The 13253-nt window shown below is 52.9% G+C and carries 13 protein-coding genes and 1 pseudogene; 13 read left to right on the top strand and 1 reads right to left on the bottom strand.

Going from position 1 to position 13253, the window contains the following annotated elements; all coding sequences use genetic code 11:
- The first annotated feature begins 309 nt into the window (after positions 1–309).
- Positions 310–1512 carry a DUF3866 family protein gene (locus tag ACE99V_RS02320; protein WP_400489536.1) on the top strand — a complete coding sequence of 401 codons (1203 nt, stop codon included), beginning with the start codon at positions 310–312 and terminating at the stop codon, positions 1510–1512.
- 4 nt (positions 1513–1516) lie between these two features.
- On the opposite strand, the pseudogene mciZ reads toward ACE99V_RS02320, so the two are convergent.
- Positions 1517–1573: pseudogene (gene mciZ, locus ACE99V_RS02325) on the bottom strand (Z-ring formation inhibitor MciZ); the annotation flags it as partial.
- A 105-nt stretch (positions 1574–1678) separates the two neighbouring features.
- On the opposite strand from mciZ, the gene ACE99V_RS02330 reads away from it, so the two are divergent.
- The 12 genes from ACE99V_RS02330 (at position 1679) to ACE99V_RS02385 (ending at position 13165) form a co-directional block, all read left to right on the top strand.
- Complete coding sequence (locus tag ACE99V_RS02330) at positions 1679–2236, top strand: NUDIX domain-containing protein (protein WP_400489537.1); 558 nt, start codon at positions 1679–1681, stop codon at positions 2234–2236.
- 25 nt (positions 2237–2261) lie between these two features.
- Positions 2262–3410, top strand: coding sequence for an endonuclease Q family protein (locus tag ACE99V_RS02335; protein ID WP_400489671.1), 1149 nt, complete (start codon positions 2262–2264; stop codon positions 3408–3410).
- A 57-nt stretch (positions 3411–3467) separates the two neighbouring features.
- Positions 3468–4094: a stage II sporulation protein M gene (spoIIM, locus tag ACE99V_RS02340; RefSeq protein WP_400489538.1), complete on the top strand. Its 627-nt coding sequence runs from the start codon at positions 3468–3470 to the stop codon at positions 4092–4094.
- 94 nt (positions 4095–4188) lie between these two features.
- The gene (gene fur, locus ACE99V_RS02345; RefSeq protein WP_400489539.1) at positions 4189–4653 is read left to right on the top strand and encodes a ferric iron uptake transcriptional regulator; all 465 of its coding nucleotides are present in this window, start codon (positions 4189–4191) and stop codon (positions 4651–4653) included.
- Positions 4654–4772: 119 nt separating this feature from the next.
- Positions 4773–5903 (top strand): alanine dehydrogenase, encoded by a 1131-nt coding sequence (gene ald / locus ACE99V_RS02350; protein WP_400489540.1) that lies wholly within the window; start codon positions 4773–4775, stop codon positions 5901–5903.
- A gap of 58 nt (positions 5904–5961) precedes the next feature.
- Positions 5962–6201, top strand: a complete 240-nt coding sequence (locus ACE99V_RS02355; protein ID WP_400489541.1) for a YqzK family protein — start codon at positions 5962–5964, stop codon at positions 6199–6201.
- An 89-nt stretch (positions 6202–6290) separates the two neighbouring features.
- On the top strand, positions 6291–7178 hold the full coding sequence (xerD, locus tag ACE99V_RS02360; RefSeq protein WP_400489542.1) for a site-specific tyrosine recombinase XerD: 888 nt from the start codon (positions 6291–6293) through the stop codon (positions 7176–7178).
- A gap of 67 nt (positions 7179–7245) precedes the next feature.
- A complete protein-coding gene (gene deoB / locus ACE99V_RS02365; RefSeq protein WP_400489543.1) occupies positions 7246–8421 on the top strand; it encodes a phosphopentomutase in 1176 nt (391 codons plus the stop codon).
- Between the two features lie 20 nt (positions 8422–8441).
- Entirely contained in the window at positions 8442–9248 is an 807-nt protein-coding gene (locus ACE99V_RS02370) for a purine-nucleoside phosphorylase (protein WP_400489544.1), read from the top strand.
- A 17-nt stretch (positions 9249–9265) separates the two neighbouring features.
- Complete coding sequence (locus tag ACE99V_RS02375) at positions 9266–10570, top strand: pyrimidine-nucleoside phosphorylase (RefSeq protein WP_400489545.1); 1305 nt, start codon at positions 9266–9268, stop codon at positions 10568–10570.
- A 375-nt stretch (positions 10571–10945) separates the two neighbouring features.
- Positions 10946–11416 carry an Lrp/AsnC family transcriptional regulator gene (locus ACE99V_RS02380; protein WP_400489546.1) on the top strand — a complete coding sequence of 157 codons (471 nt, stop codon included), beginning with the start codon at positions 10946–10948 and terminating at the stop codon, positions 11414–11416.
- Between the two features lie 102 nt (positions 11417–11518).
- Positions 11519–13165 (top strand): peptide ABC transporter substrate-binding protein, encoded by a 1647-nt coding sequence (locus tag ACE99V_RS02385; protein WP_400489547.1) that lies wholly within the window; start codon positions 11519–11521, stop codon positions 13163–13165.
- Positions 13166–13253 lie beyond the last annotated feature (88 nt).

Genomic DNA, 13253 nt, shown 5'->3' on the forward strand with positions numbered 1-13253 from the left:
GGATTGGTTCAGGGAGAAGGGTATCCCACAATGTGATTTGCTCGTTACGAAGTTTTAACATAATCGCTCACCTCAAAAAGGATTTTCGAGGAGCACTGTTGAATTTCTTTAAGAAGAAAGGAATTCAGTCCCTCTTTTTGGATGTATTGCCTCGACAACACTACTTCCATTTAGAGAGCTGAATTCCTTTTGTTTTTGACTTACCCCAGGAATTTTTCAGGGGAAACTAGCTAAAGTCGGCTGGGTTTTCTTGTTGTCGTATGAGCGGGAGGGCTGGCGCATACGCTGAAAGGAGGGGAGGTGTGAAAGATGCTGCGCATCGCAACGGCAATCGTGACGGGGGTGGTTTATGCTCACCCGGGTATGCAGGAGCTGGAAGTCAAAATGAACCCGTCCGGAAAACGGGAAAGAGCAATCGCCTATACCGATGCCGAATTCAAACCCGGCGATGAAGTCCTGCTGAACACGACAGCGGTGCGGCTTGGTCTGGGGACAGGCGGAACTCATTTTGTCATCGCCCAATGGGAAAAAGCAGGGGGGAAAAGCCGTGAAGAAGCGGACCTGTTTCCGAACACGTGGGGGCATCTGGTCAAAATGCGCTACTCCCCTTATCAAATGGCGGTCGATACCGTGGAAGAGCAGGGGAGCCCTTTTCATGGGCTTTTCGCAGACGAGTCGCTTTCTCTCGAGCACACACCGGTATTGATCGGCGAGCTTCACAGTTTGCTGCCCGCTGCGGCGGCAGCCTGCAAGGCGGAAAGTCCGCAGAGCCGGATCGTCTATGTGATGCCGGACGGCGCGTCCCTGCCAATCGCACTGAGCCGTCAGGTACAGCGTCTCCAGGAGAGAGGGCTGTTGTGCGCTTCGGTAACGACGGGACATGCGTGGGGCGGAGACTTGGAGACCGTCACGATTCACAGCGGCCTGCTTGCAGCCAGACATGTGGCGAAGGCGGACATTATTTGCTGTTTTCTCGGGCCTGGTGTGGCCGGAACCGGCACTCCCCTCGGCTTTTCCGGGATGCAGCTTGCCGAAGTGATTCATGCCGTTTCCCTCTTGGGCGGCGTACCCGTCTTTGTACCGCGCATCAGCTTTGCCGATCCGCGTGACCGCCATCGCGGCATCAGCCATCACAGCAGAACCGTGCTGAAACGATTTGCCCTTCGCCCGTCCTTGCTCAACGTTCCTTTCTTTCATGATGAGCGTGACGATTTGCTTCAACACCAATGCCATACGGACCAGCTGGAGCAGCAGCACCTTCTGCTGCGACTGTTGGCTCCCGACATCGAGTACGTTCGGGAACTGGACGAAAGGTATCAGCTGCACCTTTCCACGATGGGACGAAGCCTCCTGGAAGATCCGTCGCCCTTTCAAACCGCGGTTGCTGCCGCTCGGCTCGCAGTCCGGTCCAGAGAGTGGCTCGTCCGAGAGTCTAGTGGCGAGTGGAACCGCTGCGGCGGGCAAGATATTCTTGCAGCGTTAGCTGCTTATTTGACCAGCTGCGAAGTGTAGCGCGGATTTCCCAGGCTTTTCCTACCATTCGCAGTTGCTTGGGGCTGATATAGGTTTTCATCTCAGATCTCCTCCGATACAATAAGGATGGACAAGCTGTTTGTTCCCAACATATGGGGGGCGGAAAGCAATTAGAACAAGTACAGCGCAAAAAGGAAGGATAACCGTGAATACCGACCGTCACCTGATTGAAAAAACCATTTCAAGTGAAACGATTTACGAGGGGAAAATCATCAAGGTAAAACTGGACGAGGTGCTCCTGCCGGACGGCAAAAAGGCAAAGCGCGAAATTGTGACCCATCCCGGAGCGGTTGCCGTTTTGGCTCTTACAGACGACAACAAAATGGTGGCTGTGCGGCAATTTCGCAAGCCGCTGGAGCGCACCATCGTAGAGCTTCCGGCCGGCAAGCTGGAACCGGGGGAGGAACCTCTGACGTGTGCGAAACGCGAGCTGCAGGAGGAGACAGGCTATCAGGCCAGCCATTTTGTCCATCTCAGCTCGTTTTATACCTCGCCGGGATTTGCGGACGAACTGCTTCACCTGTACCTGGCAACCGGTTTGAAACCGGGCCCCGCCCGTCCCGACGAGGATGAAAACGTGGAGGTGCTGGAACTGAGCCTGGAGGAAGCGCACGAATTGCACGCCCAAGGGGAGATTGGCGACGCGAAAACGGTACTGGCGTTGTTCGCATGGGAGAATCGGATGTGGAAAGCACGTGGATGACAAACTGCCGGCCTTCTTCTGCGACATGCACATTCACATCGGCGGCACCAGAAGCGGCAAACCGGTGAAAATCACCGCCTCTCGCCAAATGACCCTGACCAGCATTCTGGAGGAATCCTCTGAGCGAAAAGGGATGGAAATGATCGGAATCATTGACGCCCACGTGCCAGAGGTGCAGGCGGAATTGGAGGATTTGATTGCCTGCGGACTTGCTGTCCCGCATCCGGACGGGGGTATTTTTTACAAACAGACCATGCTGATTCTGGGATGTGAAGTGGAAATCAAGGAAGAAGCACGAGGAGAGGCCCATTTTCTTTGCTATTTCCCTCACTTGGCTGAAATGCGGTCCTTCACGGAGTGGCTTGCAGCTCGCTGCAAAAATGTTCACCTCAGCTCACAGCGGATTGCCAGCACGACCAGGGAGCTGCAAAAAGTAGTCGCATCCTTGGGCGGTACGGTCGTTCCCGCCCATATCTTTACGCCCCACAAAGGGCTGTACGGATCCTGCGCCGATTCGCTGGCAGAAGTGGCAGACCCGTCGCTGATTGACGCGGTCGAGTTGGGATTGAGCGCCAATACGGAGATGGCGGACCGGTTGATGGAATTGCACGACAAGACCTTTTTAACCAATTCCGACGCTCATTCCCTGGGAAAAATCGGGCGGGAGTACCAGAAAATTGCCATGCGGCAGCGATCCTTCAGAGAGTGGCTATTGGCACTGAAGAGACAAGACGGGCGAGGGATAACCGTAAACTATGGTCTGCATCCGAGATTGGGCAAATACCATCAGACCGCTTGCCAAAACTGCCAGTCCCACAAGCCTGCCGACGTAAACGGGCGTTGTCCGCACTGCGGGTATAAGCGGGTGGTTCGCGGCGTGTCGGAGCGCATCGAACAGCTGTCCGACACGCCTGCCGGTACACATCCCAAGCACCGACCGCCGTACGTTGAGCAAATCCCGCTGGAATTCATTCCGGGGATCGGGCCAAAAGGGAAAGAAAAACTGTATCGCGCTTTTGGTACGGAGATGAACATTTTGCACCGCATCAGTGAAGCTGATCTGGCTCAAGTGGCGGGGGAGCGGATCGCTCGTACCATCGTATTGGCTCGTCACGGAGCCCTGTCCATATCCGCAGGGGGTGCCGGTGTATACGGTCGCATCGAGCAGTCATAGACTGGTAGTTGTCCGCATAAGCTGTACCGTAATCAGCCAAGCGGGAGGCGAGCTCACGTGCGAACGCGCTTCGGACAAACATTCCATACCTATCTGAGGGAACACCAGTCGCTTTTTTTGTTTACCATCGTACTGTTTACGATGGGAATCGTCTTTGGTGCTGTCATCGTAAACTCGTTGGCTCTGTCTCAAAAGCAGGAGCTGCTTGTGTTTCTGCAGTATTTTTTCAACAATATGGACCAGTACGGCATACCTGAACCGAGTATTCACTTCCAGCAGGCTTTCGGACACTACGTAAAAACGGTGGGCATCATGTGGATTTTGGGGCTGTCGATCATCGGCCTGCCGATGATTCTGCTTCTCCTGTTTCTCAAAGGGGTCGTCGTCGGGTTTACCGTCGGCTTTTTGGTTAACCAGCTGCAGTGGCAGGGGGTCACGTTTTCCCTGATGGGCGTGCTGCCGCAGAACATGCTGGTCGTTCCCGCCCTGCTGATCGTCGGGGTGAGCGGCATTGCCTTTTCTCTTCGATTGATCAAAACCAGGCTGATGACCAAGCGGGATGTGATCATCCCTCACTTCATGAGCTACACGGTACTGGTGATGATGATGCTCGCCGTCCTCACTGTTGCTGCGATGTTTGAAACGTTCGTCTCACCCAAGCTGATGCAGTACGTGATTAATTAAGAATAATTATCAAGTAATAACTTATGTATTTGACTTCCCAAGCGACCCTCTACTATAATAGGAGCAGGTTTCATGCAGGCGGGGAGGGGCAATTATGTTGGAAGAAAAGTTAGAGAAAATCAAGCAACAGTTACATTCCCAAAACTACAAATTGACACCACAACGTGAAGCCACTGTTCGCGTTCTGCTGGAGAACGAAGAGGATCACCTGAGTGCGGAAGACGTGTATCTTCTGGTGAAAGAGAAAGCCCCGGAAATTGGACTTGCTACCGTCTATCGGACGTTGGAGCTTTTGAGTGAATTGAAGATCATTCATAAAATGAATTTCGGCGACGGGGTTGCCCGCTACGATTTGCGCGATGACAACTCCGAATACCATCACCATCATTTGATCTGCCTGAACTGCGGAACGGTGGATGAGATTTTCGAGGATTTGCTCGTTTCAGCAGAAGAGAAGGTCAAGAATGTTTACAACTTTTCCATTACCGATCACCGTCTGACGTTTTACGGCATCTGCCAACGTTGCATTGATAAAGTGAATATCGACGATTTCAAGTAAACAAAACTTCTCTGTTGCCGGAGAAGTTTTTTGTTTTCCCAGTCCACGACGTGTATGGCCTTGCGTCGACCTGTGGCATCATAAGGAAGAATTGATGAGACAGGAGGAGCATACCCAACATGATGATCGGCGTACCGAAGGAAATCAAAAACAACGAAAACCGGGTAGGGCTTACCCCGGCGGGAGTCAGCGCATACAAGCAAGCGGGTCACCGGGTACTGGTGGAGACGCAGGCGGGTGCAGGAAGCGGTTTTTCTGACGAGGATTATACGGCGGCCGGTGCGGAAATTCTCCCCTCTGCAAAAGAGGTATGGGGACAGGCGGAGATGATTTGCAAGGTAAAGGAACCCCTTCCCGATGAGTACCCGTATTTCCGTGAAAACCTGATTTTGTTTACCTACCTGCATCTGGCGCCGGAACGAGAATTGACCGAACATCTTTGCGCAAAAAAAGTGGTGGCCATTGCCTATGAAACCATTCAAACCGACGACGGAGCGCTGCCGCTTTTGATGCCGATGAGCGAAGTGGCGGGACGGATGTCGGTGCAGATCGGCGCGCAGTTTCTGGAAAAGCCTCACGGGGGCAAGGGTGTTTTACTGGGCGGTGTTCCTGGGGTGCTTCCGGGCAAGGTGGTAATCATCGGGGGTGGCATCGTCGGAACAAATGCAGCCAAAATGGCGATAGGGTTGGGAGCGGACGTTACCATCATTGACATCAACGCCAGCCGTTTGCGCGAGTTGGATGACCAGTTTCACGGCCGGCTTCATACCCTGATGTCCAACCATTTCAATATTGCACAAGCGGCAAAAGAGGCAGATTTGCTCATTGGAGCCGTGCTCATTCCTGGAGCGCGCGCACCGAGGCTCGTGACCGAGGACATGGTGAAGTCGATGATGCCGGGATCCGTCATCGTGGACGTGGCAATCGACCAGGGCGGATCCATAGAAACCATCGACCGCATTACGACGCACAGCGATCCGACATACATAAAGCACGGCGTGGTTCACTATGCCGTCGCCAATATGCCGGGAGCAGTCCCGCGGACGTCGACAATCGCCCTGACCAATGTTACAATACCCTACGGCCTGCAAATTGCAAACAGGGGATACCGCGCGGCGATCTCCCAAAATCGGGCGCTGGCCAGAGGGGTCAACGTTGTGAACGGCCACGTCGTCTACGAGGCAGTGGCTAAATCGCTCAACGTTCCGTACGTACCATTGGGGGATGCGCTGCAGGAGATGCCCGTGTAGTTGAATGGATTGGCGGACAGGTGCATATAATGGTGGTAAAAACAAGGAGGGGAAAGCCATGGGAGTTCCGTATCGCCGGGTGATGGAGGCGCTGAGGTTTTTCCTCCTGTTTGTTACCTGTACGCTGTTGTCCTACGGGCTCATCAATTTGCTCTCCGACAAGTTTTTGCCCGCAGATCCCTATCGTGAACCGCACGGCAACGCAGTGAAGGTAGTAAAGCTGATCAACACCCCATCCGCACAGTCCCTGGATGGATACGTCAGCCGTCTTCAGTTGTTTTATCTGACAGGGGAGTAACCCTCTTTTTTGCCTGGGAAAAGAGGAGTTTTCCTTTCGGTGTGGAAAGGATTACAAAAACACATTTCGCCTGAAGGGGAAACGACTTCATGGATACGCTGATCGATCAATTCATCCATTTTCTCGCTGTGGAAAAGGGGCTTTCCCACAACACGCTGGAGTCGTACCAGCGAGACATGGTTGCCTACACTACGTATCTGCGGGAACAAGGCGTGACGAAGATTGAGGACTCCACGAGAACGCAGATTATCGGGTACTTGATGAGCTTACAGAAAAAAGGCCGGGCGACTGCCACCCTCTCACGCAACATGGCGTCCATCCGTGCCTTTTATCAATTCCTGGTGCGGGACAAGCATATAGAAAAAGACCCTTCCATCCATCTGGAGACACCCAAAATGGAAAAACGGCTGCCAAAAGTCCTTTCGATCGAAGAGGTCGAGCGCCTGCTGGATAGCCCGGCCGTCCAGCATCCGGCCGGTCTGCGTGACAAAGCGATGTTGGAACTGCTTTATGCAACAGGCATTCGCGTCTCTGAGTTGGTCAATCTCGACATCGGGGACGTCAATTTGGAGATGGGTTTCGTCAAATGCATGGGGAAAGGCTCCAAGGAGCGGATCATTCCGCTTGGCTCCGTTGCCATTCAAATCGTGCGTCAATACATACATGTCGGTCGCCCGCGCCTTTTGAAAGAGGCTGGCGAAAGGGCGCTGTTCCTGAATCACTTGGGAAAACAGATCACCCGGCAAGGTTTCTGGAAGATCATCAAGCGTTACGCCCAGAAGGCAAACATCCGAACCGAGATTACACCCCATACGCTGCGCCACTCCTTTGCAACGCATTTGCTGGAAAACGGGGCCGATCTTCGGTCCGTTCAGGAGATGCTGGGGCATGCGGATATTTCCACAACCCAGATCTACACGCACGTGACTCGCACACGCATAAAAGACATTTATGCGAAGACACATCCGAGAGCGTAGTCTCTCTTTTTTCGAAATAGGTCTGACGTCAGACCACATAAATACTTGGTAGTAGGAGGCGTTTCATTTGCCGCGTTTCTCCCGTATTTTTCTTATTGTATTGGACAGTGTAGGGATCGGAGAACTGCCCGATGCGGCACAGTTCAACGACGAAGGAGCTCATACGCTGGGACATATCGCTGAGCGGGTAAAAGGTTTCGCTCTGCCCAACCTGCAGGCACTCGGTCTGGGCAATATCGCACCGCTCGCCAACATCGAACCGGCTGTCAACCCGAAGGCGCACTGGGGCAAAATGAAGGAAATCTCCATCGGAAAGGATACGACCACCGGACACTGGGAAATTATGGGCCTGCATGTCTCTACGCCGTTTCGCACGTATCCGGAAGGTTTTCCGGCAGAGCTGATCGAGGAGTTCGAACGCCGCATCGGCCGGAAAGTGCTGGGGAACAAGGTTGCCTCCGGAACGGAAATTCTCGACGAGCTGGGTGAAGAACACATGCGCACCGGCTCGGTTATCGTGTATACATCGGCGGACAGCGTATTCCAGGTGGCTGCGCATGAGGAAGTCGTACCGCTCAACGAACTGTATCGGATCTGCGAGGTGGCCCGTGAGCTGACGCTGCGCGATGAATTCGCCGTAACCCGCGTGATCGCCCGCCCGTTTGTCGGCAAGCCAGGCGAGTTCGTTCGGACGGCGAACCGGCACGACTATTCCGTGAAGCCTTTTGCTCCGACGGTCATGAACCGATTGCAGGAAGCCGGTTTAAAGACCATCGCCATCGGGAAAATCAGCGACATCTATGCGGATGAGGGGATTACCCGGTCCATTCGCACCAAAGACAACATGGACGGGGTTGACCAACTTCTCGGCACGATGAAGGAAGAGTTTAAGGGGCTAAGCTTTGTCAACCTGGTGGATTTTGATGCCAAGTACGGTCATCGCCGCGATCCTGAAGGATACGGCCGTGCTCTCATGGAGTTTGATGCACGCTTGCCGGAATTGCTTGACGCGCTTCGAGACGGCGACCTGTTGATGATAACGGCAGACCACGGCAATGATCCCGTACACCACGGGACAGATCACACGCGCGAGTACGTTCCGCTCCTGGTCACATACAAAGGACTCCATAAGGGAACCGGCCTGGGGGTGCGCGGCACGTTTGCGGATGTGGGGGCAACCATCGCGGACAACTTTGACGTCAAGCTGCCGGATATCGGCGAGAGCTTTCTGGCCAAGTTATAAAAAGGTAGGGTGAGCTTAACATGAATATTCATGAGGCAGTCTCTTATATTGAGCCCAAATTGAAGGAAAAACCGACACTGGGGCTGGTGCTCGGCTCCGGTCTGGGAGTACTGGCGGATGATATCGAACAGCCGGTCATCATTCCGTATCAGGAGATTCCCGGATTTACCGTTTCGACTGTCGTCGGACACAAAGGACAGCTGGTGATCGGGAAGCTGGAAGGAAAACAGGTGGTGGCCATGCAAGGCCGGTTCCACTATTACGAAGGACACGGCCTCGATGCCGTAACCTTCCCGATTCGCGTCATGAAAGCGCTTGGTGTAGATACGATTCTCGTAACCAACGCAGCCGGCGGCATCAATGAAAGCTACCGTCCGGGCGATCTGATGCTGATCCGCGACCACATCAACATGACGTTCCGCAACCCGCTGATCGGGCCGAACGACGAAACCCTGGGTGTGCGTTTTCCTGACATGTCGGAGGCGTATTCGAAGCGGTTGCGCGCTTTGGCCAAAGAGGTGGCAAGCGAACAAGGCATTCAACTGCAGGAAGGGGTCTATGTGGGATTGTTGGGTCCCAGCTACGAAACACCGGCGGAAATCCGCATGCTGCGAATCCTCGGCGGAGACGCTGTCGGCATGTCGACCGTACCGGAAGTAATCGTCGCCCGCCACATGAACCTGAACGTTCTGGGGATCTCCTGCATCAGCAACATGGCGGCCGGCATTTTGGAACAGCCGCTCTCTCATGAAGAAGTAATGGAGACGACAGAAAAAGTGAAGACGCAGTTTCTCACGCTGATTCACGGTATCGTCGCCAAGCTGTAGGAGGGGGGTGCAGCGCCATGCGAATGGTGGATATCATTGCGAAAAAGCGGGATGGTTATGAACTGACCACAGAAGAAATTCAGTTTTTGGTCAAAGGTTATACGGACGGCAGCATTCCGGACTATCAAATGTCCGCGTGGGCGATGGCCGTCCTGTTTCGCGGCATGTCTTCCCGGGAGACGGCTGACTTGACCATGGCCATGGCAGGTTCGGGAGAGCAGCTTGATTTAAGCTCCATCCCCGGAATCAAGGTGGATAAGCACAGTACAGGGGGAGTGGGGGACAAAACAACGCTCGTGGTTGCCCCATTGGTGGCGGCTTCCGGCATTCCTGTGGCCAAAATGTCCGGACGCGGCTTGGGTCACTCCGGCGGTACCATCGACAAGCTGGAGTCCTTTGCCGGATTCCAGGCGGAGCGAACCCGCGAGCAGTTTTTGCAGCAGGTACGCGACATCGGCGTGTCTGTTATCGGACAGTCCGGTAATTTGACGCCGGCGGACAAAAAGCTGTATGCGCTTCGTGACGTGACGGCCACGGTAGAAGCCGTGCCGTTGATTGCCAGCTCGATCATGTCGAAGAAGATTGCTGCGGGAGCAGACGCGATTTTGCTTGATGTGAAAGTGGGCAAAGGCGCGTTCATGAAGACGCAGGAGCAGGCGGAAGCGCTCGCCCGGACCATGGTGGAGATCGGGGGACAGGTTGGGCGGAAAACGGTGGCTGTCATCAGCGACATGAACCAGCCGCTTGGAAGGGCGATCGGAAATGCGCTGGAAGTGAAGGAAGCGATCGAGACCCTATCCGGCAACGGACCGGAGGATTTGACCGAGCTGGCGTTGACGATCGGAGCGCACATGCTCGTATTGGGCGGGCTTGTCTCTGAGGTCTCCGAGGGACGTACCAAACTGGAAGAGATCATGCGGTCGGGGAAAGCGGTCGAAAAGCTGGCCCAGATGGTAAAAGCCCAGGGCGGGGACGAACGGGACGTGTACGAACCAAGTCGCCTGCCAAAGGCGAAGCTGGCCTGGGAACTTACCGCCCAACAGTCAGGCTACCTCTGTGGTATCGATGCGGAGATGGTTGGCCACGCTTCCGTCGTGCTGGGAGCCGGGCGTTTAACGAAAGAAATGCCGATCGATCTGGCAGTGGGGATCATCCTGCACAAAAAGTCGGGCGAACCAGTCAGGGAAGGGGAGCCGTTGGCGACGATTTACGCCAACGACGAGCGCCTGCTGGAACAGGCGAAGCGAGAACTGAAGGAGGCGTTCTCCTATTCCGAAACGGCTGTGGCTCTTTGTCCGCTGATCTACAACATCATCGGGTAATACGGATGACGAAGAACCGGTTGACTCTCAAGTCGACCGGTTTTTCATAAATCCGAGCGTAGCAGCTGACGGACACGGAAAACGTTGGGAGTGTCATTTTTAATTGCTTTTTCTATCCAAAATGTTTTAATGAAATTGAAACGTGGTAGTAATAATATTTATAAAAAAATATTGATTGTTTGGATTGACTTTATAATTTTTTATAATTCTACTTGTCAAATTTCGTTGACACCGCTATCATTTCCGTATATTTTTAATGTGACAGGCAGAATGTTAAGGTTTTTTGCGAATTTCGTAAAAAACTGTACAATCATTGTTAAAAATCGAAGTTTACCTGTACTATTTTCCTGTCGATAAAATAATGGAGTGGTAGGCTTGAGGAAAATCGACCATGTTGATAAGCAGATCCTGCAAATTCTTCAGGAAGACGGCAGAACCCCATACACCGAAATTGCTCATCAACTTGGGTTAAGCGAAGGCACCATCCGATCCCGTATCACCCGTCTGTTGCAAGATGGTGTGTTCCAATTCGTCATTCACCCCGATCCCGACAAGCTGGGCTTGCATGTGCAGGCAATCATTGGATTGACGACCAAACTGGGTTTGCAAAACAATGTCGCCGAAGAACTGAGCAAGTTTCCGGAAGTGAGGTTTGTGGGTGCATTCAGCGGAAGACACGACTTGATCATTCAGGCGTGCTTTCATAACAACGATGAATTAATCACCTTCGTCAACGAACGCCTCTCACAGATTGAAGGAATCCTGGCAGCCGATGTGTCGCTGGAATTGAAGCAATACAAAGATTCCTTCTCCTTCGTTCGCGATGACGAGGTTGCCGTACCTTGAAAGGGGTTGATGCCTTCTAACTAAGTCATGTTGCTTCGCGCTTGTTCGTTTTTTTCAGAAAAAAGACAAAAGACAAAAGAAAATGTATTGGGGGTTATTGCGTTGAAAAAGAGCGTATTTGCATTAGTGAGTTCTGTAGCAGTACTTGGAGCAGCCCTTGCAGGTTGCGGCGGCGGACAACAAGCGGCGCCGGCACAAAACAACACTTCACAAACCCAAACGCCTGCAGCTGAGCCTGCAAAGAAAGAGCCTGCGGTTCTGAAACTGAACCTGCACTCCGAGCCGCCGACGGCTGACCCCGGTCTGGCTGAAGACTCCACTTCCGGCGCAATCGTTCGTGCTACGTTTGACGGTCTGACTCGTACCGGTGAGGACGGCAAACCGCATGAATCTGCTGCCGAAAAAGTCGAAGTTTCTTCTGACCTGCTCACCTATACCTTCAAGATTCGCGATGCGAAATGGAGCAACGGTGATCCGGTAACGGCTCACGACTTCGAATTTGCCTGGAAGCGTGTCCTCGATCCGAAGACCGCATCGAACTACGCTTACCAGCTCTACTATATTAAAAACGCAGAAAAAGCGAACAAAGGCGAAGCCAAACTTGATGACGTTGGTGTCAAGGCACTCGACGATAAAACACTCCAAGTTACTCTTGAGAACCCGACTCCTTACTTCCTGGAGCTGACAGCGTTCTACACCTATTACCCAGTGAACAAAAAGGTAGTAGAGGCTGATCCGAAATGGGCTTCGGAAGCGAAAACCCACGTGGGTAACGGTCCGTTCAAAATGGAGTCCTGGGAGCACAAGAGCAAGCTGGTTCTTGTGAAAAACGACAACTACTGGGATAAGGACGCGGTGAAACTGGACCGCATCGAATTCTCCATGGTAGAAGACGAGAACACAGAGCTTTCCATGTTTGAAAATGGTGAACTCGACTGGGCCGGTGCTCCTCTCAGCGATATTCCAACTGACGCGAGAGCTACTCTAAAAGATGCCGGTAAATTGATCACTCAACCGATCGCGGGTACGTACTGGTACAAATTCAACGTGGAACAAGCGCCGTTCAACAACGTGAAGATCCGCAAGGCATTTGCATACGCGATCAACCGTCAGTCCATTATTGACAACATCACCCAAACCAACCAACAGCCGGCGATGGGTGCTGTACCTCCTTCCATGGCTCTGAAACCAGACGGCTACTTCAAGGACAACGACGTGGAAACCGCGAAGAAGCTGCTGGCAGAAGGAATGAAGGAACTGGGCATTTCCAAACTGCCGCCGATCACGCTTTCCTACAATACTTCCGAAGGTCACAAGAAGATCGCAGAAGCGATCCAGGACCAATGGAAGAAATCTCTCGGCGTAGACGTGAAACTGGAGAACAAAGAGTGGAAAGTCTACCTCGAAGATATGCATCAAGGAAAGTTCCAAATCGGCCGTATGGGCTGGCTGGGTGACTTCAACGATCCGATCAACTTCCTGGAGCTCTACAAGGACAAAGACGGCGGAAACAACGATACCCGTTGGGAAAACGCTCAATACAAGGAACTGTTGAACAAGTCCGCGCTTGAATCCGATCCTGCGAAGCGCAAGGAGATCCTGGCTCAAGCTGAAGCAATCCTCATGGACGAAATGCCGATCGCACCGATTTACTTCTATACGCAATCCTACGTGAAGAAGGATAACGTCAAAGGCGTGATCCTGGATGGTCTGGGCTTCGTAGACTATAAATGGGCGTATATTGAGTAAGATTTGATGAACCAATTCTTGAATGGAATAGACTGAAATTTGGGAATGGCTCTGCAACGTTAAGGTATATGGACGTCCATATACCTTA

This window comes from Brevibacillus soli, assembly GCF_044759095.2.
Classification (GTDB): Bacteria; Bacillota; Bacilli; order Brevibacillales; family Brevibacillaceae; genus JBIYSM02.